Below are 20728 nucleotides of genomic sequence, written 5' to 3'. Positions count from 1 at the left end.
GCCCCTTCAGGTGGGTCCACTGCACGTACCTCTCAGGGGCGCGGGGAACTGCGCGACAAGCCACAACGCCCCCGCAGGCGACAACGCACCCCCGCCCCTACGGCGATCAGTCGCCCCCTTCACCGCACCAAGGGCAACAACTGAACCCCCTGAAAGCCCTGGCGGCAAGCCGACCGGCGACGCCGTCCGCCCCGCCACGGAGTGTCGGGCAGGCAGCTGGGCGGACGGCGTGGAAGCGGGCCGCCGCACTGTACGAGGGGGAGCCGGCGGCCCGGCCGGTCTCTTTCGAGGCATTTCAGTCAACCGGCTGGAAACTCTCCGCAACAGTGCGCGCACCCTGCGGATTCGAGCACTCCGTTCACACCCCGTGTGAAGCGGGTGCCACTACGCTGACGGGCACCGGACCCGGGGGGCCAGACATGCAGCCCAACACTCTGCTCGACGCGATCCTGGACGAGGCGGGAATCTCCCACGCCGGGCTGGCCGCGCACGTCAACCAGGCCGGGCGGGCCCGCGGACTGAACCTGAGATACGAACACACGGCCGTGGCCCGCTGGTTGAAGGGCCAGCGGCCCAGGGGCCAGGTACCCGACCTGATCTGCGAGGTGCTCGCCGCCCGGCTGCACCGCCCGGTCACCCTGGACGACATCGGCCTCGGTGTGCCCGGGGAGCCGTCCGCCCCGCACACCGGCTCGCTGTCCGGCTTCGTCGACCGGGCCACCGCCCTGTGGCGCTCCGACCAGCAGCAGCGGCCGCACATACTGGGCGCCCCCGCGGTCACCGGCACACCCGCCGTGATGCCGGTGTGGGAGTGGGAGAACCCGCCCGAGGACACGGACGTCTCCCGCGGCGGCCGGCACCGGGTCACCGCGAGCGACCTCGCCATGCTGCGTGCCGCCCGCAGCCACTACGAGCAGATGTACCGCAAGGCCGGCGGCATCGCGACCCGCGCCCGGATCGTCGGCTTCCTCAACGCCGAGGCCGCGCCGCTGCTGCGCGGCAGCTACACCGACGCCGTCGGCCGCCAGCTGCACCGCGCCACCGGCGGCCTGGTGGCGATCGCCGGGATCTGCGCCTACGACTCCGACGCGCACGGCCTCGCCCAGCGCTACTTCCACCAGGCGCTGCGCCTGGCCAAGGCCAGCGGCGACCGGGGGCTCGGCGCCTATGTCATCGCGCTGCTGGTCAACCAGTCGCTGTTCATGCGGGAGTTCCGGCAGGCCGTCGCCTTCGCCGAGTCCGCGCTGCGGGCGGCCGGCAAGCACATCACCCCGGCGCTCGCCTCCGATCTGTACGCGATGCAGGCAAAGGCGTATGCGCACCTCGGCGACGGCAGCAGCGCGCTGGACTGCATCCGGCGTGCCGAGCAGGCCGCCGAACGCATCCGGCGCGGCTACGAGCCGGACGAGACCGGCTATGTCCAGCCGGGCCTGGTCAATGTGCAGGTGGCCGAGGCGCTGCTGAGCCTCGGCGAGCTCGCGGCGGCCGGTGAGCACGCGGCGGCCGCCGTGGACAATCCCGCGCACGACCGGGGCCGGGTGCACCGGCTCGCCATGCTCAGCACCATCGAACTGCGGCAGGGCAATGCCGACAAGGCGGTGGCGGTGGCGGTGCAGATGGCCGAGCAGGCCCGGGGGATGGAGTCGCAGCGGCTGCGGGACAGACTCCGCGCGGTGCGCGAGCACCTGATGCGCAGCGGCTGCGCGGGCACCGCCGAGGCGGCCGAACTCATCGACGGGGCGCTGCGCGTACCGCTGTAGACCCTGCCCGGCCGCCGCGGCGGCGCGGCACGGCCGTAAGAGGCGCACTGCTGCCGGACCGTCTCTGCTGCGATATTGCCCCTTACCCGGCGGAAGGTGGCAGAACCGTGCAGTGGACGAAGCAGAACGAACAGACTGTGTACTCAAACCGCTGGTTCAGCGTCAACCTCGCGGATGTCCAACTACCCGACGGCCGGCACCTGGACCACTTCCTGATACGGCTGCGGCCGGTCGCCGTGGCCACGGTGGTCAACGAGGCCAACGAGGTGCTGCTGCTGTGGCGGCACCGCTTCATCACCGACAGCTGGGGGTGGGAACTCGCCGCGGGTGTGGTCGAGGACGGCGAGGACGTCGCCGTCGCCGCGGCCCGGGAACTGGAGGAGGAGACCGGCTGGCGGCCCGGCCCGCTGCACCATCTGATGAGCGTGGAGCCGTCCAACGGGCTCACCGACGCCCGGCACCACATCTACTGGTCCGAGGAGGGCGAGTACGTCGGCCACCCCGTGGACGACTTCGAGTCGGACCGCCGCGAGTGGGTGCCCCTGAAGGTCGTCCCCGATCTGGTCGCCCGCGGCGAGGTCCCGGCCGCCAACATGGCGGCGGCCTTACTCCTGCTGCACCATCTCAGGATCTAGCAGGGCCTCAGGATCTCAGGATCCGAAAGACAGCCCCTAGCGCCCGAGGGCCTGCCAGACGGCCACGATCAGGGCCGCCACGGCGGTGAGCACCGTGACCGACTGCAGGGGCCAGCGGGCCTGCTCCAGCGCCGTCAGACGGGTGCTGAGGTCCTCCAGTTCCCGGGCCGTCTCCTCGGTGCGATGGGAGAGCAGCGCCAGCCCGCCCTCGACGCGGGCCTGCGCCACGTCCGTCCTGCGTCGTAACTCTGCGAGTTCTCCCTTGACGGCCAGGTGCTCGGGCTCGGCGGTCACGGAACCGCTCCTTTCCGTAGTCGTGCGTGTCCTTGTATGCGCATGCTGAGTCAACTCGCCTGGTGGGCGCGTGGGGAGAGTGTGCGTCAGGCATATGCGGGCCCGGTGCGCACACGGTGTGTGAAAGCCGCGGGCCCGGCACTTCGTGAAGTGCCGGGCCCGCGGTGGTCGCTGAGCGTGGTCAGCCGTAGGTGTAGAAGCCGGAGCCGGTCTTGCGGCCCAGCCGGCCCGCGTCGACCATCCGCTGGAGCAGCGGGGGAGCGGCGTACAGCGGCTCCTTGTACTCCTCGTACATCGAGTACGCGACCGAGGCGACCGTGTCGAGGCCGATCAGGTCGGCCAGCTTCAGCGGGCCCATCGGGTGGGCGCAGCCCAGCTCCATGCCGTTGTCGATGTCCTCGCGGCTGGCGATGCCCGACTCGAACATCCGGATCGCGGACAGCAGGTAGGGGATCAGCAGGGCGTTCACCACGAAACCGGAGCGGTCCTGGGCGCGGATCGCGTGCTTGCCCAGCACCTTCTCGGTGAAGACCTGGGCCCGGCCGAGGGTGCCCTCCGAGGTGGTCAGCGCCGGGATCAGCTCGACCAGCTTCTGCACCGGGGCCGGGTTGAAGAAGTGAATGCCGATGACGTGGTCCGGCCGCGCGGTGGCGACCGCCAGCTTCACCAGCGGGATCGAGGAGGTGTTGGAGGCGAGGATCGCGTCCGGGCGGGTCACCACCTGGTCAAGCACCTGGAAGATCTCGGTCTTGACCTGCTCGTTCTCGACCACTGCCTCGATCACCAGATCGCGGTCGGCGAACTCGCCGAGGTCCGTGGTGAAGCTCAGCCGGGCCTGGGTGGCCTCCAGCTCCTCCTCGGTGATCTTGCCCCGCTCGACCGCCTTCGCCAGGGAGTTGAACAGCCGGGTACGGCCGATCTCCAGGGCCTCGCCGGTGGTCTCGGCGACCTTCACCTCCAGACCGGCGCGGGCGCACACCTCGGCGATCCCCGAGCCCATCTGGCCGCAGCCCACCACTCCGACGCGTTCGATGTCGGTCACATCGTCCCCTTCACCTGTTACGGGCAGCTCGCCTGTTCGCTGCTACGGCTTGCGCAGGTGCCGGGTCCCGGTCCCTGCTCCGTTCGTGCACGTTACTCCCAGGAATCGATGATCGATCGCGGGGGTCGGGCATCCTGGGGCCCGGAAACGGTCCGTGACGGGCGGACCGGCGCGACTTCAGGGGTGTGCGCATGGGACGAGTCTCACGCAGGGCGTTCGCGGCGGCGGCACTGTCGGCGCTCACGGTGATGCCGACGGCCTCGGCCGCGGCGCGGCGGCCCGCCGGGGGCGGCGCGGCGACCGGCGAGATGCGCGGGATGTGGATCGCCAGCGTGGACAACCGGGACTGGCCTTCCGCCCCCGGGCTGAGCGCCGCCGAGCAGCAGGCCGAGCTGACCGCCCTGCTGGACACCGCCGTGCGGTACCGGCTCAACACGGTGATGCTCCAGGTGCGGCCGACCGCCGACGCCCTGTGGCCCTCGCCGTACGAGCCGTGGTCGCAGTACCTCACCGGCACCCAGGGCAGGGACCCCGGCTGGGATCCGCTGGGCACGGCCGTGGCGGAGGCGCACGCCCGGGGGCTGGAGCTGCACGCCTGGTTCAACCCGTACCGCATCGCCCTGCACGCCGACCCGTCCCGGCTGGCCGCCTCCCACCCGGCGCGGCGCAACCCCGACTGGGTGGTGCCGTACGGCGGGCGGCTCTACTACAACCCGGGGCTGCCTCAGGTGCGGGCCTTCGTCCAGGAGGCGATGCTGGACGCCGTGCGCCGCTACCCCGTGGACGCGGTCCACTTCGACGACTACTTCTACCCGTACCCCGTGCCGGGGCAGAGCTTCGACGACGACGCCGCCTACGACGCCTACGGCGCCGGCTTCCCCGACCGTGCCTCCTGGCGGCGGGACAACGTCAACCGGCTGGTGCGCGAGATGGCCGCCCGGATCAAGGAGATCCGCCCCGGCACACAGTTCGGGATCAGCCCCTTCGGGGTGTGGCGCAACAGCGACGTGGACCCGCGGGGCTCGGACACCGCGGCGGGTGTGCAGACCTACGACGACCTGCACGCGGACACGCGCAGATGGGCCCGCGAGAACTGGATCGACTACATCTGCCCGCAGCTGTACTGGCACATCGGTCACCCCGCCGCCGACTACGCCACGCTGCTCGCCTGGTGGGCCGGGGTGGTACGGGACGCGCGGACCCGGCTGTACATCGGCGAGGCGCTCTACAAGGCGGGTGACCCGGCCCAGCCGGCCGCCTGGCAGCAGCCGGCCGAGCTCTCCCGGCACCTCACGCTGGCGAAGAGGTACCCGCCGGTGCGCGGTCACGTCTTCTTCTCCGCGCGCGAGGTGACGGCCGATCCGATCGGGGCGATGTCACGGGTGGCCGCCGACCACTACCAGCGGCCGGCCGGCTCCCCGTACCGAGCCCCTGTGCGTGTTACCGGGTCGTGGTCGTCCGGTGCCTGATCTCGGTGTCGGGGCCGGGGGAGCAGATACCCTCGTGGCCGTCCTCGAAGCGGACGCGGTAGGGCGGGTTTCCGTCCCGGCCGAGTACTTCGACGATCTCGCCGACCTTGTCGTGCTGACCGACCACCCTGCCGTGCTGGACAAGCTGGTCACCGACGTTTGCGTGCATCGATGCCTCCTCACCGAAATTGGGGGAGCAGCGGTCCGTGACCTCGAGTCTAGGGCCTGGGCGCGCCACTCGGCAGCGGGCCTGCGGGCCCATCAGCCGCGTGTCCGCTGGGTCACCGCGATGCACACCAGCACCGCGACGGCCGTCAGCGGGGCGGCCGGTGTCAGGTGCTCGCCCAGCAGCAGCACCGACCACACCAGTGTGAGCGGGGGCTGGGCGAGCTGCAACTGACTGGCCCGCGGAATGCCGATCGCGGCCATGCCCCGGTACCAGACGACCAGCCCGAGGAACTGCGAGCCGGCCGCCACCCACAGCAGCCCGGCCACGGCACGGCCGGTCAGCTCGACCGGCTCGTACGACAGCGCCACCGCCGCGACCGGCACGGTGAGCGGCAGGCACAGCACCAGGGCCCAGCCGACCACCTGCCAGCCCGGCATCACCCGGGCCAGCCTGCCGCCCTCGGTGTACCCGGCCGCGCACACCAGCAGCGCGGCGAACAGGTACAGGTCGGCCGGGCTGAGCGCCCCGCTGCTCTGCTGCACGGCGAACGCCACCACCGCGGCGGCTCCGGCGAGCGCCGCCGCCCAGAACGTGCGCGAGGGGCGGGCGCCGACCCGCAGGGCGGACGCCAGCGCGGTGGTGAGCGGAAGCAGGCCGACCACCACGGCCGCGTGCGCGGTGGTGGACGTCTGAAGGGCGAGCGTGGTCAGCATCGGGAAGCCGAGGACCACCCCGGCGGCGACCACCGCGAGTCCGGGCCAGTGCCGGCGGGCGGGCAGCGGAACGCGCAGGGCGAGCAGCGCGCCGCCCGCGATGAGCGCCGCCAGCACGGTGCGCAGCGCCACCAGCGACCAGGGCCCGAAGCCCTCCAGTCCCCACGCGGTGGCCGGGAAGGTCAGCGAGAAGGCGACGACACCGAGGGCGGCCTGGAGCAGACCGAACGCGCGGCGACTCGTACCGGTCCGCTCGGCGGGGGTCCCGGTTCCGGTGACCGCTATCGCCGAGGAGTCAGTAGCGCTACTCTGTGTTCTCATGCAACAGCGTAGCAGCGTGGCGGAACTGGCGGAACAGCTGCGGCGGGAGCTCGATCGCTACTCGCCTGGTGGAAAGCTGCCGTCAAGCCGGGCCCTGGTGGAGCGGTTCCGGGTGAGCCCCGTGACCGTCTCCCGCGCACTCGCCCAGCTCGCCGCCGAGGGACTGGTCGTCACCCGCCCGGGGGCCGGGGCGTTCCGCGCCCACCCCCGCACACCCGCCGCCGCCCCGCCCGGCGACACCTCCTGGCAGGAGGTCGCCCTCAGCGCCGACGGCAGCCCCGAGCTCGTCCCGCGTTCGGTCGACGCCTCCGGGGTGCTGGTCTCCCTGGCCGCGCCGCCGCCCGGTGTGATCGAGTTCAACGGCGGCTATCTGCACCCCTCCTTGCAGCCGGAGCGCGCCCTGGGCGCCGCCCTCTCCCGCGCCGGACGCCGTCCGGGCGCCTGGGGGAGGCCGCCCATGGAGGGCATCGCCGAGCTGCGCGAATGGTTCGCGCGCAGCATCGGCGGCCCGGTGACCGCAGCCGGCGTCCTGATCACCGCGGGCGGCCAGTCCGCGCTGACCACCGCCCTGCGCGCCCTCGCCCCGCCCGGTGCCCCCGTCCTCGTCGAGTCCCCCACCTACCCGGGCATGCTGGCCATCGCCCGCGCCACCGGACTGCGCCCGGTGCCGGTCCCGGTGGACGCCGACGGCGTACGGCCCGCACTGCTCGCCGACGCCTTCCGGGCCAGCGGCGCCCGGGTGTTCGTCTGCCAGCCGCTCTTCCAGAACCCCACCGGCGCCGTGCTCGCGCCCGCACGGCGCGCTGAGGTGCTGCGCATCGCCCGCGAGGCCGGCGCCTTCGTGGTCGAGGACGACTTCGTGCGGCGGCTGGTGCACGAGGACGCCGGGCCCCTGCCGCCCCCGCTCGCCGCCGAGGACCCGGACGGCGTGGTCGTGCACGTCTCCTCGCTGACCAAGGCGACCTCGCCCAGCTTCCGGGTCGGCGCCCTGACCGCCCATGGACCCGTACTCGAGCGGCTGCGCGCCATCCAGATCGTCGACTCCTTCTTCGTGCCCCGGCCCCTGCAGGAGGCCACCCTGGAGCTCGTCGGCTCGCCCGCCTGGCCGCGCCATTTGCGGGCGATCTCCGCCGAACTGCGCGTCCGCCGCGACGCGATGGCCGCAGCACTCCGGCTCCACCTGTCCGATCTTGTCCTGCCGCACATCCCGTCCGGCGGCTACCACCTGTGGCTCAGGCTGCCCGAGGGTGTCTCCGAGTCCGCGCTGACCGCCGCCGCCCTGCGCGCGGGTGTCGCCGTCACGCCCGGCCGGCCCTACTTCAGTGCCGAACCCCCGGCCGGACACGTCCGGGTGAGCTTCGCGGCGGTGGCGGGCACCGCGGAGATCGCCGAGGGCGTCCGGCGGCTGCGCACCGCCTGCGACGAGGTGCTGGGGCGCCCCGTCCAGCACTCGGGATAACCGCTCGACGCCCGTCGGCGCCGCCTGCCAGCATCCGGGTATGACCGAGACCGGGACGCCGCGCCTGCCCGAGGGCTACGAGATCTCCACCGACCCCGACCGCATCGACGTCGAGCGCGTGCACCGGTGGCTGTCCACCGACGCCTACTGGGCGCTGGGCCGCCCCCGTGCCAAGCAGGACGCGGCGATGCGGGGCTCGCTCAACTTCGGGGTCTACGAGAGCGTCTCGGGCGAGCAGGTGGCCTACGCACGGGTCATCACCGACCGGGCGACCTTCGCCTGGCTGTGCGACGTGTACGTCGCCCCCTCCGTGCGCGGCAAGGGCATCGGCACGGCTCTGGTGGCCGGTGTGCGCGAGGAACTGCGCCCCTGCGGACTGCGCCGCATCGTGCTCGTCACCCACGACGCGCACGGCGTCTACGCGAAGCTGGGGTTCCGCACGCTCGAACGGTCCGACGACTGGATGGTGCTCGGCTACGAGTGAGCTTCCGGCGAGGCGCTTGGGGTGAGCCTGCGGTGAGGCACTGGGAGTGAGCCTCCGGTGAGACGCTGCCGGTGAGCCTCCGGTGAGGCGCGAGTGAGCTTCGAGTGGTGCTCCGGTGAGGACGGGCTGCCGGGACAGGGGATCCGGGCCGGTTTGCCTGATAGGTCCTTACTGGCGAGTAACCCTCGGTGCACTGAGCGTCACGGCCGGACGGGACCTCTTGACCTGGGCACATCCGCGGCTGACGATTCGCCGCATGGCACTTCGGGTCACGTTCGTCGCCGCCGCGGGGAGCTCCACGGTGCTGGGCGAGCGCTTCGACGACGACCGGCCGCTGGACCAGGCCGGCTGGAGCGAGGTGCAGCGTGTCGCCCATGAACTCCTGCCGCTCGCCGCGGCCGATCTGCGCTACTGCTCCCCGGCCCCGCGCAGCCGGGCCACCGGGGACGGACTGGGCTACGCCCCGCTGGTGCAGCTCGCTCTGCGCGACTGCGACATGGGCCGCTGGCGGGGGCTCACCCTGGGCGAGGCGATGGCCCGCGAGCCGCAGACGGTGGACGCCTGGCTCGCCGACCCCACCGCCAAGGTGCACGGCGGGGAGTCGATGCTGGAGTTCATCATGCGGGTCGGCGGCTGGCTGGACACCCGGCCCGTGGAGGACGGCTGCCGGATCGTCGCCGTGGCCGAGCCGTCCGTGATCCGAGCCGCCCTCGTCTATGTGCTCAAGGCGCCGCCCGCGACGTACTGGAACCTCGATGTGCGCCCGCTGTCCACGACCACCGTGACGGGCCGGGCGGGCCGCTGGAGCCTGACGCTGGACAGCGTGTCCGCCCAGCCCACCCGGGCCTGGGCGTAGGTCGTGCCGGGTCAGCCGGCCCGCGTGTAGTCGGTGGTGATCTCCAGGTCCTTGGCGGGGCCGCGCACCCGCCAGACCGTACGCCAGTGATCCGCGTCCCGGACCGTGAACTCGCCCCGGTACAGGTCCGCCGAGCAGGGGTGGCCGGCGATGTGCCTCCCGCTGCTGAGATCCAGGTCGTGGAACGGGCGGCCGTCCGCGAACCGCACGTCCGCCGTGCCGTCCGGCCCCGGCAGGAACCGCAGCGTCCGCTCGGCGGGCCGGGCGACACCGCGCCAGGTGAAGGTGCCGGACTCCTCGTGCAGCAGGCCGCCCCCGGACTCCGGGCGGAACGCGGTCGTCCCCCGGAACTCACCCTCGTCGCCGCTCGCCAGGTCCCGCACGGTGCGGGTCACCCGCCAGCCGCCGCGCAGATACGCCAGCGTGTCCGGCACCGGCCAGAACTCGCCCATCCCGCTCCGTTCCCACGTCTCTCACGTTCCGTGCGCCGCGGCGCGTCCCGTCCGTCACCGCCGTGCCGCCCGGACGTGCGGGGGCACCCGGCGCATTTGTAGGACCCTACGAGCCGTGGCCCCGCAGCGGCCCCCAGTTGATGGCTTCGGTCCCTGTTCGAGGCTGATCGGCAGGCTGTGTACTCCTCGTACACGACGTACTCCGGGAAGCGTCGCGATGACAAGGAGCTTGCCATGACCACCCGCACGGCCGAGACCGGTACCCGTGAGTTGGAGCGCGCCTGGATGGAGCGGGCCGTCGAACTGGCCACCGAGAGCGTCGCGGGCGGCGGCGGCCCCTTCGGCGCGCTGATCGCCAAGGACGGCGAGATCGTCGCCCTCGGCAACAACCGGGTCACCGCCGACCTCGACCCCACCGCCCACGCCGAGGTCAGCGCCATCCGCGCCGCCTGCAAGAAGCTCGGCACCTTCAGCCTGGCGGGCTGCACCCTGGTCACCTCCTGCGAGCCCTGCCCGATGTGCCTGTCCTCGTCCCTGTGGGCCCGGGTGGACCGGATCATCTACGCCGCCGACCGGCATGACGCGGCCGTGGCCGGCTTCGACGACCGCAAGTTCTACGACCTGTTCGAGAAGCGCCCCCAGGAGGCGTGGCCCCTGGAGATCGTGCACCTCGACCTGCCGAACCGCACCCAGCCCTTCGACGCCTGGATCGCCAAGTCCGACCGCATCGACTACTGACGGGCGACGTACGTACGACGGACCACGAAAGGTGCCCCGCGCCGACACCGGTCGCGGGGCACCTTTCGTGTTCGTGGGCGTCCGCTTCAGCCGCCCTCGGACTCGAAGGTGCGCAGCAGGTCCGCGGCCACGCTCACGGCGATGGTCGCCGGTTCCTTGCCGCCGATGTCCGGCAGGCCGATCGGGGTCTTGATCCGGTCGATGGCCGCGTCGTCGTGCCCGCCCTCGGTGGCCAGCCGCTTGCGGAACCGCGCCCACTTGGCCGCCGACCCGATCAGCCCGATCGAGCCGAGGTGCGGGGCGCGCAGCGCGGCGTCGCACAGGGCCGCGTCCTCGGCGTGGTCGTGCGTCATGATCAGCACATGAGTGCCGCGCGGCAGCTCCTCCAGGACCTCCTCCGGCAGCAGCGGAGTGTGGTGGACGTGCACCCGGGCCACCGAGTCGGCCAGCGCCTGGAGCCGTTCCGGGGCGAGGACGTCGGCCCGTGAGTCGATCAGATGCAGATCGAGGTCCTGACGGGCCAGGATCCGGGCCAGTTCGAGGCCGACGTGGCCGACCCCGAAGATCGCCACGGAGCGCACCACCGGCAGCGGTTCGAGCAGGACCGCGACGGTGCCGCCGCAGCACTGCACGCCGTGATGGTTGGTCACCTTGTCGTTCAGCGCGAAGTCCATCAGCTCCGGCTTCCGCTCGCCCGCGGCGATCATCTCCCGGGCCCGGTCGATCGCCACGGCCTCCACATTGCCGCCGCCGATGGAGCCCCACGTCTCCCGCTCGCCGACGACGAGCTTGGCACCGGCGTCCCGCGGGGCATGGCCGCGCACGGCCGCGACGGTCACGAGCACGCCGGGCTCCCGGCGTTCCCGCAACCGCGCGACCGCGGCGATCCACGTCAGGTCAGGCACCGCTCAGCGCTTCCGCGTCGGTACGGACCCGGCCGCCGGCGCCCTCGGCGGCGTGCCCGTTCTCCGGGGCCCCGCCCCGGCGGGCGGCCTGGATCGCCCAGTACACCGCCTCCGGTGTCGCGGGCGAGGCCAGTTCCACGGAGACCCCGGCGGGCCCGAAGGCGGCCGCGGCCTGCCGCAGCGCCTCGCGCACCGAGAAGGCCAGCATCAGCGGGGGCTCGCCCACCGCCTTGGAGCCGTAGACCGCGCCCTCCTCGTGGGCGTTCTCCAGCAGCGTGACATTGAACTCCTCGGGCATCTCCGAGAAGCTCGGCAGCTTGTACGTGCTCGCCGCCTGGGTGAGCAGCCGGCCCCGGTTCGGCCCGTCGCCGGTGTCCCAGCGCAGGTCCTCCAGCGTCAGCCAGCCCGCGCCCTGCACGAAGGCGCCCTCCACCTGACCGATGTCGATCATCGGGGAGAGGCTGTCGCCGACGTCGTGCACGATGTCCACCCGCCGGATGCGGTAGGCGCCGGTGAAGCCGTCCACCTCCACCTCGGTGGCGGCGGCACCGTAGGCGAAGTACTTGAACGGCGAGCCGCGGAAGCTCTCGGCGTCCCAGTGCAGGCCCTCGGTCCGGTAGAAGCCGGCCGCCGACAGCTGGACCCGCTGGAAGTACGCGGTGCGCACCAGGTCGTCCCAGGCCAGCTCCTTCTCGCCGCCCAGGGCGCGGGCCACTCCGTCGACGATGCGCACATCCGAGGGGTTGGCCCCGAGCTGGGTGGCGGCCACCCGCAGCAGCCGTTCGCGCAGCTGCTCACAGGCGTTCTTGATCGCCCCGCCGTTCAGGTCCGCGCCCGAACTGGCGGCGGTGGCCGAGGTGTTGGGCACCTTGTCGGTGCGGGTCGGCGCCAGGCGGACCTTGTGCAGCGGGATGCCCAGGGTGGTCGCGGCCACCTGCATCATCTTGGTGTGCAGGCCCTGGCCCATCTCGGTGCCGCCGTGGTTGATCAGGACCGAGCCGTCCTTGTAGATCAGCACCAGCGCGCCGCCCTGGTTGAAGGCGGTGAGGTTGAACGAGATGCCGAACTTGATGCCGGTGAGCGCGAGCGCCCGCTTGGTGTGCGGGTGCGCGGCGTTGAAGGCGGCGATCTCCCGCTTGCGGTCGGCGAGGCCGGCGCGGTCCTTGACCTGCTCCCAGACGGTGGTGAGCCGCTCGGCCTGGGTGACCAGCTGCCCGTACGGCGTGGTCTGGCCCTGGCCCGGCCGGTAGAAGTTGCGCTCCCGCAGCTCCGTCGGGTCGAGCCCGAGCTTCGGCGCGCAGCGGCCCAGGATGTCCTCGATCACCAGCATGCCCTGCGGCCCGCCGAAGCCCCGGAAGGCCGTGTTGGAGACCGTGTTGGTCTTGGCGATGAGGCCGGCGACCCGGGCGTTGGGGATCCAGTAGGTGTTGTCGATGTGGCACAGGGCGCGGGCCAGCACCGGCTCGGACAGGTCCAGGCTCCAGCCGCCGTCCGCGACCAGGGTGGCGTCCAGGGCCTGGATCCGGCCCTCGGCGTCGAAGCCGATCCGCCACTTGGCGTGGAAGCCGTGCCGCTTGCCGGACATGGTCAGGTCCTGGGTGCGGTTGAGCCGGAACCGCACCGGACGGCCGGTGAGCTTGGCGCCCAGCGCGGCGATCGCCGCGAACCCGTGCGGCTGCATCTCCTTGCCGCCGAAGCCGCCGCCCATCCGCAGGCACTGCACGGTCACCTCGTGCGACGGCACGCCGAGCACATGCGCGACGATCTCCTGCGTCTCGGAGGGGTGCTGGGTGCTGCTCTGGATGAACACCTGCCCGTTCTCGTCGATCTGGGCCAGCGAGGCATGCGTCTCCAGGTAGAAGTGCTCCTGGCCGGAGAACTGGAACTCGCCGGTGAACACATGCGCGGACTCGGCGAATCCGGCCTCGATGTCGCCGGTCTCCATCACGGGCCGGGCACCGTGGTAGCTGCCGGCCGCCATGGCCTCCTCGAGGGTGACCAGGGAGGGCAGCTCCTCCAGCTCCACCTCCACGGCCGCCGCGCCCAGCCGGGCCGCCTCCAGGGTCTCGCCCAGCACCCAGGCGACCGCGTGGCCGTGGAACATGACCTCGTCGGGGAAGAGCGGTTCGTCGTGCTTCATGCCGGCGTCGTTGACGCCGGGCACGTCCTCCTTGGTCAGCACCCGCACCACACCCGGCACCTTCAGGGCGGGCTCGGTGCGCAGGGCGGTGATCCGGGCGTGCGCCTTCATCACCTGCACCGGGTAGGCGTGCAGCACGTCCTTGGTGCGGTACACCAGGTCGTCGGTGTAGAGCGCCGCGCCGGTGACGTGCTGGACGGCGCTCTCGTGCGGCAGCGGGACACCGACGACGGGCTTCTCGGGGCGCTCGGACAGATGGCTCATGACGACACCGCCTCGGTGGTCTGGGTCTGGGCGTACAGCTTCAGCAGGCTCTGGCCGAGCATCGCGGAACGGTAGAGGGAGCTGGCCCGGTGGTCGTCCATCGGCGTCCCCTCGCCGCGCAGCACCCGCGCGGCGGCCTCGGCGGTCTCGGCCGTCCACGGCCGGCCCTGAAGATCCGCCTCGGTGTCCAGCGCGCGGATCGGCGTGGCGGCCACACCGCCGAGACCGATACGGGCCTTGCGCACGACCCCGTCCTCGATGTCCAGCGCGAACGCCACCGCGACGCTGGAGATGTCGTCGAAGCGCCGCTTGGCGATCTTGTAGAAGGCGGTCACCGGCGACAGCGGCAGCGGGATGCGCACGGAGCGGATCAGCTCGCCGGGCCGGCGCACGCTCTGCCGGTAGCCGGTGAAGTACTCGGCGAGCGGGACCACCCGCTCACCGTCGGCGCCGGCGAGCACCACCGACGCCTCCAGCGCCAGCAGCACCGGCGGGCTGTCCCCGATGGGGGAGCCGGTGCCGAGGTTGCCGCCGAGGGTCGCGCTGTTGCGGATCAGCCGGGAGGCGAACTGCGGGAACAGCTCGTCCAGCAGCGGCACCGTGCCGTCGAGGCGGCGCTCGATCTCGGTGAGCGTCAGCGCGGCACCGATCTCGATGTGGTCGTCCGTCACGCGCAGCTCGCGCAGTTCCGGCAGCCGGTCGACGGCGACCACGCAATCGGCCCGCCGGCCGCGGAGGTTGACCTCCACGCCCCAGTCGGTGCTCCCGGCGACCACCACCGCCTCGGGCCGCTCGCGCAGCAGCCGCAGCGTCTCGGCCAGGGAGGCCGGCCGCACGAAGGTGCTGCCGTCGAGGCTGTAGTCGGTGGCGGCGGGCTCGGGCGGAGCCTGCTCGCGGCGCCGCGCCAGCGGGTCGTCCTCGTCGGGCTCCCCGACCGCGAACGCGGCGTCGCGGATCGGGCGGTAGCCGGTGCAGCGGCACAGGTTCCCGCTCAGCGCGTGCAGATCGAACCCGTTCGGGCCGTGCTCCGGGTCCGTGCCGCCGTCCCCGTCCGGGTGCGCACAGCGGTCCGGGCGGTAGTACTCGGCGGCCATGCTGCAGATGAAGCCGGGGGTGCAGTAGCCGCACTGGGAGCCGCCGCGGACGGCCATCTCCTGCTGGACCGGGTGCAGCGTGGGCGGGGTGCCGGGTGCGCCCTGGGCGGCGAGGCCCTCCGAGGTGACGATCTCCTGACCGTCGAGTGCGGCGACCGGCACCAGGCAGGCGTTGACCGCCACCCAGTCGGTCGGCTTGTTCACGCCGGGACGGGCCACCAGGACCGAACAGGCACCGCACTCACCCTCGGCGCAGCCCTCCTTGGTGCCGGTCAGACCGCGCTCACGCAGGAAGTCCAGCGTCGTGGTGTGCGGCGCGGCCGGCGCGATCGGTGTGTCTTCTCCGTTGACCGTGATCCGCGCAGTTGTCTTTGCCAATGTTCAGGCAGCTTTCTGTGCTCGGTGCGCACCGGATGAGGGGAGCGGGCGCTACAGGGGCATGTGCTGGGACGGCTCATGCCGTGCCGATGAAGGAATTTCCGACGTAGCGGGGAGGCGCGGAAGGTGCCACGCGCGGGGCGCATGCGTCCCGTGCGGGGGACACATAGGTGCCACGGGCGGGCACGCGGGAAACGGCGCGTTCAGCTGCCGTGAGCGATACGACCCGGAACCCAGACCGTGCGGTGGGCGAAACCAGCCAGATCAGCGTGCCTGTACATCCGCCGGTCGCCTCCTTCCGGTCCTTACGGGGTCGGTTTGCTTCGAAACGTAGTGGCTGCCCTCACACAGGTCAATAGGCCGGCCCCCTGACCAGGCCGGATGCATGACCGAGGCTCTCAGCTCCGCACAGCCTCCGCGATCCGCCGGGCGGCCTGGGCGGGCGTGAGGCGCGTCATGCCGGAGGCCACGGCCGGCGGGAACCGATTGCATAGATCTGCAGCTCGCCGTATAGTCATGCCTCCGAGGAGGAGGATATTCATGGCGGTACGAGCGGCAGTGGCCGGAGCGAGCGGATACGCGGGCGGGGAACTGCTGCGTCTGCTGCTGGCCCACCCCGAGATCGAGATCGGCGCCCTGACCGGCAACAGCAACGCCGGGCAGCGGCTCGGCACGCTCCAGCCCCACCTGCTGCCCCTCGCCGACCGCGTCCTGGAGGTCACCACCGCCGAAGCCCTCAGCGGCCACGACGTGGTGTTCCTCGCGCTGCCGCACGGCCAGTCCGCCGCCGTCGCCGAGCAGCTCGGACCGGACGTCCTGGTCGTCGACATGGGCGCCGACTTCCGGCTGAAGGACGCCGGCGACTGGGAGCGGTTCTACGGCTCCCCGCACGCCGGAACCTGGCCCTACGGCCTTCCCGAACTGCCGGGTGCCCGCGCCGCGCTGGAGGGGTCCAAGCGCATCGCGGTGCCCGGCTGCTACCCGACCGCCGTCTCGCTGGCCCTGTTCCCGGCCTACGCGGCGGGGCTCGTCGAGCCCGAGGCGGTGATCGTCGCCGCCTCCGGCACCTCCGGCGCGGGCAAGGCACCCAAGCCGCACCTGCTGGGCAGCGAGGTCATGGGCTCCATGTCGCCCTACGGCGTCGGCGGCGTCCACCGGCACACCCCCGAGATGATCCAGAACCTCAGCGCGGCGGCGGGGGAGCCGGTCACCGTCTCCTTCACCCCGACCCTCGCACCCATGCCCCGCGGCATCCTCGCCACCTGCAGCGCCTCCGCCCGGCAGGGCGTGACCGCCGATGCGGTGCGCACCGCCTACGAGAAGGCCTACGCCGACGAGCCCTTCGTCCACCTGCTCCCCGCGGGCCAGTGGCCGGCGACGGCCTCGGTGTACGGCTCCAACGCCGTCCAGGTGCAGGTCGCGCTCGACGAGGCCGCGGGACGGGTCATCGCCATCAGCGCCATCGACAACCTGACCAAGGGCACCGCAGGAGGTGCCGTCCAGAGCATGAACATCGCCCTCGGCCTCGACGAGACCACCGGGCTGACGGCCACCGGGGTCGCCCCGTGACCGTTGCGACGGCAGCCGCCGGGCCGCAGACGACGACCGCACCGCCGCACCGCGCGGGCGGAGAACTGAACGAGGAGACGCAGTGAGTGTCACGGCAGCCAAGGGATTCACGGCGGCGGGCATCGCCGCCGGGATCAAGGAGAACGGCAACCCGGACCTGGCCCTCGTGGTCAACAACGGTCCCCGCCGCGCCGCCGCCGGCGTCTTCACCTCCAACCGCGTCAAGGCGGCACCCGTCCTGTGGTCCGAGCAGGTCCTCAAGAGCGGGCAGCTGACCGCCGTCGTCCTCAACTCCGGCGGCGCCAACGCCTGCACCGGCCCCAAGGGCTTCCAGGACACCCACGCCACCGCCGAGAAGGCGGCCGAGGTGCTCGGCATCGGCGCCGGCGAGGTCGCCGTCTGCTCCACCGGCCTGATCGGCGTCCTGCTCCCCATGGACAAGCTGCTCCCCGGCGTCGAGACCGCCGCCGCCCAGCTGTCCGAGCACGGCGGCGAGAAGGCCGCCATCGCCATCAAGACCACGGACACCGTGCACAAGACGTCCGTCGTCACCAGGGACGGCTGGACCGTCGGCGGCATGGCCAAGGGCGCCGGCATGCTCGCCCCCGGCCTCGCCACCATGCTGGTCGTCCTCACCACCGACGCCGACGTCGACAGCGAGACCCTGGACAAGGCCCTCCGCGCCGCCACCCGGGTCACCTTCGACCGCGTCGACTCCGACGGCTGCATGTCCACCAACGACACCGTGCTGCTGCTCGCCTCCGGCGCCGCCGAAGTCACCCCCGGCTACGAGGAGTTCGCCGAGGCGGTGCGCGCCGTCTGCGACGACCTCGGACAGCAGCTCATCCGGGACGCCGAGGGCGCCAGCAAGGACATCAAGGTCGAGGTGATCAACGCCGCGACCGAGGACGACGCCGTCGAGGTGGGCCGCTCCATCGCCCGCAACAACCTCCTCAAGTGCGCCATCCACGGCGAGGACCCCAACTGGGGCCGCGTCCTGTCCGCGATCGGCACCACCAGCGCCGCCTTCGAGCCGGACCGCCTCAACGTCGCCATCAACGGCGTCTGGGTCTGCAAGAACGGCAGCTTCGGCGAGGACCGCGAGAAGGTCGACATGCGCTACCGCGAGGTGCACATCGTCGCCGACCTCGCCGCCGGCGACGAGACCGCCACCATCTGGACCAACGACCTCACCGCCGACTTCGTCCACGAGAACAGCGCCTACTCCTCATGACCCATCCCACGCGGAAGCACACCGCCCTCCCCAAAGCGCAGATCCTCATCGAGGCGCTGCCCTGGCTGGTCCGGCACAACGGCAAGACCGTCGTCATCAAGTTCGGCGGCAACGCCATGGTCGACGACGAACTCAAGGCCGCCTTCGCCCAGGACGTCGTCTTCCTGCACCACGCCGGACTCAAGCCCGTCGTCGTGCACGGCGGCGGCCCCCAGATCAGCGCCGCCCTCGACAAGCACGGCATCGTCAGCGAGTTCAAGGCCGGCCTGAGGGTCACCACCGAGGACGCCATGGACGTCGTGCGCATGGTGCTGGCCGGGCAGGTGCAGCGCGAACTCGTCGGACTGCTCAACCGGCACGGGCCGCTGGCCGTCGGCCTGACCGGCGAGGACGCCCACACCATCACCGCCACCAAGCACCAGCCCGAGATCGACGGCGAGGCCGTCGACATCGGACGGGTCGGAGAGATCACCGCCATCGACACCGGCGCCATCGAGGCGCTGCTCGCCGACGGACGCATCCCGGTCGTCTCGTCCATCGCCCGCTCCCAGGACGACCACCATGTCTACAACGTCAATGCCGATACGGCGGCTGCGGCACTCGCCGCCGCGCTGGGCGCCGAGACCCTCATGGTCCTCACCGACGTCGAGGGCCTCTACGAGGACTGGCCGAACTCGGACGAGGTGATCAGCCGCCTCACCGCCTCCCAGCTCGAGAAGCTGCTGCCGGAGCTGTCCTCCGGCATGGTCCCCAAGATGGAGGGCTGCCTGCACGCCGTGCGCAACGGCGTCAACACCGCCCGCGTCATCGACGGCCGGGTCCAGCACTCGATCCTGCTGGAGATCTTCACCGACGAAGGCATCGGCACGATGGTCGTGCCCGACGAGGACCCCGAGGGGGAGTCATGAGCAACCAGGAGCTCACCGAGCGGTGGCAGGGCGCGCTCATGAACAACTACGGCACCCCGCGCCTGCCCCTGGTGCGCGGCGCCGGCGCCAAGGTCTGGGACGCCGACGGCAAGGAGTACACCGACTACGTCGGCGGCATCGCCGTCAACGCCCTGGGGCACGCCCACCCGGCCGTGACGGAGGCGGTGAGCCGGCAGATCGCCACCCTCGGCCACGTCTCCAACCTGTTCGTCGCCGAACCCCCGGTCGCCCTCGCCGAACGGCTCCTGGAGCTCTTCGGCCGCGACGGCAAGATCTTCTTCTGCAACTCCGGCGCCGAGGCCAACGAGGCCGCCTTCAAGATCGGCCGGCTCACCGGGCGCACCCACATGGTCGCCACCGAGGGCGGCTTCCACGGCCGCACCATGGGCGCCCTGGCCCTCACCGGCCAGCCCGCCAAACAGGACCCGTTCCGGCCGCTGCCCGGCGACGTCACCCACGTCCCCTACGGCGACGCCCAGGCGCTGGCCGCCGCGGTCACCGAGGACACCGCCCTGGTGATCATCGAGCCGATCCAGGGCGAGAACGGCGTCGTCGTCCCGCCGCCCGGCTACCTCAAGGCCGCACGGGCCATCACCGCCGCCACCGGTGCGCTGCTGGTCCTCGACGAGGTGCAGACCGGCATCGGCCGCACCGGGCACTGGTTCGAGTACCAGGCGCACGAGGGCGTCCTGCCCGACGTGGTGACCCTGGCCAAGGGCCTGGGCGGCGGACTGCCGCTCGGCGCCACCGTCGCTTTCGGCCGCGCCGCGGGCCTGCTGGCGCCCGGCCACCACGGCACCACCTTCGGCGGCAACCCCGTCGCCTGCGCCGCCGGACTCGCCGTGCTGGACACCATCGCGAGCGAGGGTCTGCTGGACAACGTCAAGCGGCAGAGCGAGCGGCTGCGCGACGGCATCGAGGCCCTGAACCATCCTTTGATCGCCCATGTCCGGGGCGCGGGGCTTCTCCTGGGTATCGTGCTCACCGAGCCGCTCGCACCGAAGGTGCAGCAGGCGGCTCAGGACGCCGGCTTCCTGGTGAACGCGCCCGCCCCCGATGTCGTACGGCTGATGCCGCCGCTGAACCTCGGCGACGACGAGGTGGACGCGCTGCTCCGGGCGCTGCCCGGCATCCTCGACACGGCACACGGGGACGGACGATCCGGAGAATGAGACGACGATGAGCCAGGCGCCGCAGGACCGGGGACCGGGCGGGAGCACCGGTCCCGCCGTGCCGCAGACCCGCACCGCACGCCACCGCCGGATCGTGGACATCCTCAACCGGCAGCCGGTGCGGTCGCAGAGCCAGCTGGCGAAGCTGCTCGCCGACGACGGGCTGAGCGTCACCCAGGCGACGCTCTCCCGCGACCTGGACGAGCTGAACGCGGTGAAGATCCGCAACACCGACGGCGACCTGATCTACGCGGTGCCGAGCGAGGGGGGCTTCCGCACCCCGCGCGCGCCGCTGGGGGAGTCGGCCAAGGAGGAGCGGATGCGGCGCCTGTCGCAGGAGCTGCTGATCTCCGCGGAGGCCTCGGCCAACCTCGTCGTCCTGCGCACCCCTCCCGGCGCCGCCCAGTTCCTGGCCTCGGCGATCGACCAGGCCGAACTGCACGACATCCTGGGCACCATCGCCGGCGACGACACGGTGCTGCTCATCAGCCGTGACCCCAAGGGCGGACAGGCCCTGGCCGACCACTTGCTGAGGCTGGCTCAGAACGGGCACTGAGCCCCGCAGCAGCCGCCGAGGAGGTCAACGGCCATTGCGGGGCCGGGAGTTGAACGGGAGTTGAATACGCGGGAGTTGAATACGGGCACGGAAAA

General features: G+C 72.2%; 20 protein-coding genes. 12 read left to right on the top strand and 8 right to left on the bottom strand.

The window, feature by feature from the left end:
* Positions 1-419 precede the first annotated feature (419 nt).
* On the top strand, positions 420-1760 hold the full coding sequence (locus tag ABD207_RS03235; RefSeq protein WP_344009877.1) for an NsdA family TPR-like regulatory protein: 1341 nt from the start codon (positions 420-422) through the stop codon (positions 1758-1760).
* 107 nt (positions 1761-1867) lie between these two features.
* The gene (locus ABD207_RS03230; RefSeq protein WP_167990537.1) at positions 1868-2395 is read left to right on the top strand and encodes an NUDIX hydrolase; all 528 of its coding nucleotides are present in this window, start codon (positions 1868-1870) and stop codon (positions 2393-2395) included.
* 36 nt (positions 2396-2431) lie between these two features.
* Here ABD207_RS03230 and ABD207_RS03225 read toward each other — a convergent pair whose 3' ends face one another.
* Together ABD207_RS03225 and ABD207_RS03220 are read right to left on the bottom strand one after the other, a co-directional pair.
* The gene (locus tag ABD207_RS03225; protein WP_344009876.1) at positions 2432-2689 is read right to left on the bottom strand and encodes a hypothetical protein; all 258 of its coding nucleotides are present in this window, start codon (positions 2687-2689) and stop codon (positions 2432-2434) included.
* 181 nt (positions 2690-2870) lie between these two features.
* Positions 2871-3731 (bottom strand): 3-hydroxybutyryl-CoA dehydrogenase, encoded by an 861-nt coding sequence (locus ABD207_RS03220; RefSeq protein ID WP_344009875.1) that lies wholly within the window; start codon positions 3729-3731, stop codon positions 2871-2873.
* Positions 3732-3922: 191 nt separating this feature from the next.
* On the opposite strand from ABD207_RS03220, the gene ABD207_RS03215 reads away from it, so the two are divergent.
* On the top strand, positions 3923-5200 hold the full coding sequence (locus tag ABD207_RS03215; RefSeq protein ID WP_344009873.1) for a glycoside hydrolase family 10-like protein: 1278 nt from the start codon (positions 3923-3925) through the stop codon (positions 5198-5200).
* Here ABD207_RS03215 and ABD207_RS03210 read toward each other — a convergent pair.
* Positions 5172-5369 (bottom strand): DUF1918 domain-containing protein, encoded by a 198-nt coding sequence (locus tag ABD207_RS03210; RefSeq protein ID WP_344009871.1) that lies wholly within the window; start codon positions 5367-5369, stop codon positions 5172-5174. The two genes, ABD207_RS03215 and ABD207_RS03210, sit on opposite strands and share 29 nt — an antisense overlap.
* 92 nt (positions 5370-5461) lie before the next feature.
* A complete protein-coding gene (locus ABD207_RS03205) occupies positions 5462-6403 on the bottom strand; it encodes a DMT family transporter (protein WP_344009870.1) in 942 nt (313 codons plus the stop codon).
* On the opposite strand from ABD207_RS03205, the gene ABD207_RS03200 reads away from it, so the two are divergent.
* From ABD207_RS03200 to ABD207_RS03190, 3 genes are all read left to right on the top strand, one after another.
* Complete coding sequence (locus ABD207_RS03200) at positions 6402-7862, top strand: aminotransferase-like domain-containing protein (RefSeq protein ID WP_344009868.1); 1461 nt, start codon at positions 6402-6404, stop codon at positions 7860-7862. The genes ABD207_RS03205 and ABD207_RS03200 overlap by 2 nt on opposite strands.
* A 40-nt stretch (positions 7863-7902) precedes the next feature.
* Positions 7903-8346, top strand: coding sequence for a GNAT family N-acetyltransferase (locus ABD207_RS03195; RefSeq protein ID WP_344009866.1), 444 nt, complete (start codon positions 7903-7905; stop codon positions 8344-8346).
* Positions 8347-8602: 256 nt separating this feature from the next.
* Complete coding sequence (locus ABD207_RS03190) at positions 8603-9202, top strand: histidine phosphatase family protein (protein ID WP_344009864.1); 600 nt, start codon at positions 8603-8605, stop codon at positions 9200-9202.
* Between the two features lie 11 nt (positions 9203-9213).
* On the opposite strand, the gene ABD207_RS03185 is transcribed toward ABD207_RS03190, so the two are convergent.
* Positions 9214-9654, bottom strand: coding sequence for a DUF6314 family protein (locus ABD207_RS03185; RefSeq protein ID WP_344009863.1), 441 nt, complete (start codon positions 9652-9654; stop codon positions 9214-9216).
* 234 nt (positions 9655-9888) lie between these two features.
* Between ABD207_RS03185 and ABD207_RS03180 the strand changes: the two genes are divergently transcribed.
* Positions 9889-10392: a nucleoside deaminase gene (locus ABD207_RS03180; RefSeq protein ID WP_344009861.1), complete on the top strand. Its 504-nt coding sequence runs from the start codon at positions 9889-9891 to the stop codon at positions 10390-10392.
* Positions 10393-10478: 86 nt separating this feature from the next.
* Here ABD207_RS03180 and xdhC read toward each other — a convergent pair whose 3' ends face one another.
* The 3 genes from xdhC to ABD207_RS03165 are packed head-to-tail and all read right to left on the bottom strand — an operon-like array spanning position 10479 to position 15173.
* Positions 10479-11288 carry a xanthine dehydrogenase accessory protein XdhC gene (gene xdhC / locus ABD207_RS03175; RefSeq protein WP_344010060.1) on the bottom strand — a complete coding sequence of 270 codons (810 nt, stop codon included), beginning with the start codon at positions 11286-11288 and terminating at the stop codon, positions 10479-10481.
* 1 nt (position 11289) lies between these two features.
* Positions 11290-13701: a xanthine dehydrogenase molybdopterin binding subunit gene (gene xdhB / locus ABD207_RS03170; protein ID WP_344009860.1), complete on the bottom strand. Its 2412-nt coding sequence runs from the start codon at positions 13699-13701 to the stop codon at positions 11290-11292.
* Positions 13698-15173: a xanthine dehydrogenase small subunit gene (locus ABD207_RS03165; RefSeq protein ID WP_344009859.1), complete on the bottom strand. Its 1476-nt coding sequence runs from the start codon at positions 15171-15173 to the stop codon at positions 13698-13700. The genes xdhB and ABD207_RS03165 overlap by 4 nt, the downstream gene beginning before the upstream one ends.
* Positions 15174-15713: 540 nt before the next feature.
* Between ABD207_RS03165 and argC the strand changes: the two genes are divergently transcribed.
* From argC to ABD207_RS03140, 5 genes are all read left to right on the top strand, one after another.
* Positions 15714-16742 (top strand): N-acetyl-gamma-glutamyl-phosphate reductase, encoded by a 1029-nt coding sequence (gene argC, locus ABD207_RS03160; RefSeq protein ID WP_344009858.1) that lies wholly within the window; start codon positions 15714-15716, stop codon positions 16740-16742.
* An 82-nt stretch (positions 16743-16824) separates the two neighbouring features.
* Complete coding sequence (gene argJ, locus ABD207_RS03155) at positions 16825-17976, top strand: bifunctional glutamate N-acetyltransferase/amino-acid acetyltransferase ArgJ (protein ID WP_344009856.1); 1152 nt, start codon at positions 16825-16827, stop codon at positions 17974-17976.
* Entirely contained in the window at positions 17973-18884 is a 912-nt protein-coding gene (gene argB, locus ABD207_RS03150) for an acetylglutamate kinase (RefSeq protein WP_343997771.1), read from the top strand. The genes argJ and argB overlap by 4 nt, the downstream gene beginning before the upstream one ends.
* Positions 18881-20077 (top strand): acetylornithine transaminase, encoded by a 1197-nt coding sequence (locus ABD207_RS03145; RefSeq protein ID WP_344009854.1) that lies wholly within the window; start codon positions 18881-18883, stop codon positions 20075-20077. Before argB ends, ABD207_RS03145 begins: the two co-directional genes overlap by 4 nt.
* A 7-nt stretch (positions 20078-20084) precedes the next feature.
* Complete coding sequence (locus ABD207_RS03140) at positions 20085-20633, top strand: arginine repressor (protein WP_343997769.1); 549 nt, start codon at positions 20085-20087, stop codon at positions 20631-20633.
* Positions 20634-20728: the final 95 nt, after the last annotated feature.

The organism is Streptomyces thermospinosisporus (genome assembly GCF_039526425.1).
In the GTDB taxonomy this organism is placed as follows: Bacteria; Actinomycetota; Actinomycetes; order Streptomycetales; family Streptomycetaceae; genus Streptomyces; species Streptomyces thermocarboxydovorans.
The sequence above is the reverse complement of the archived record's forward strand: the minus strand, read 5'-3'. Positions and strand labels throughout refer to the sequence as shown.

Coding starts and splice junctions, on each gene's coding strand:
- ABD207_RS03235 (WP_344009877.1), top strand. CDS start 420: ATGCAGCCCAACACTCTGCTCGACGCGATCCTGGACGAGGCGGGAATC.
- ABD207_RS03215 (WP_344009873.1), top strand. CDS start 3,923: ATGGGACGAGTCTCACGCAGGGCGTTCGCGGCGGCGGCACTGTCGGCG.
- ABD207_RS03210 (WP_344009871.1), bottom strand. CDS start 5,369: ATGCACGCAAACGTCGGTGACCAGCTTGTCCAGCACGGCAGGGTGGTC.
- ABD207_RS03200 (WP_344009868.1), top strand. CDS start 6,402: ATGCAACAGCGTAGCAGCGTGGCGGAACTGGCGGAACAGCTGCGGCGG.
- ABD207_RS03205 (WP_344009870.1), bottom strand. CDS start 6,403: ATGAGAACACAGAGTAGCGCTACTGACTCCTCGGCGATAGCGGTCACC.
- ABD207_RS03195 (WP_344009866.1), top strand. CDS start 7,903: ATGACCGAGACCGGGACGCCGCGCCTGCCCGAGGGCTACGAGATCTCC.
- ABD207_RS03190 (WP_344009864.1), top strand. CDS start 8,603: ATGGCACTTCGGGTCACGTTCGTCGCCGCCGCGGGGAGCTCCACGGTG.
- ABD207_RS03185 (WP_344009863.1), bottom strand. CDS start 9,654: ATGGGCGAGTTCTGGCCGGTGCCGGACACGCTGGCGTATCTGCGCGGC.
- ABD207_RS03180 (WP_344009861.1), top strand. CDS start 9,889: ATGACCACCCGCACGGCCGAGACCGGTACCCGTGAGTTGGAGCGCGCC.
- xdhB (WP_344009860.1), bottom strand. CDS start 13,701: ATGAGCCATCTGTCCGAGCGCCCCGAGAAGCCCGTCGTCGGTGTCCCG.
- argC (WP_344009858.1), top strand. CDS start 15,714: ATGGCGGTACGAGCGGCAGTGGCCGGAGCGAGCGGATACGCGGGCGGG.
- argB (WP_343997771.1), top strand. CDS start 17,973: ATGACCCATCCCACGCGGAAGCACACCGCCCTCCCCAAAGCGCAGATC.
- ABD207_RS03145 (WP_344009854.1), top strand. CDS start 18,881: ATGAGCAACCAGGAGCTCACCGAGCGGTGGCAGGGCGCGCTCATGAAC.
- ABD207_RS03140 (WP_343997769.1), top strand. CDS start 20,085: ATGAGCCAGGCGCCGCAGGACCGGGGACCGGGCGGGAGCACCGGTCCC.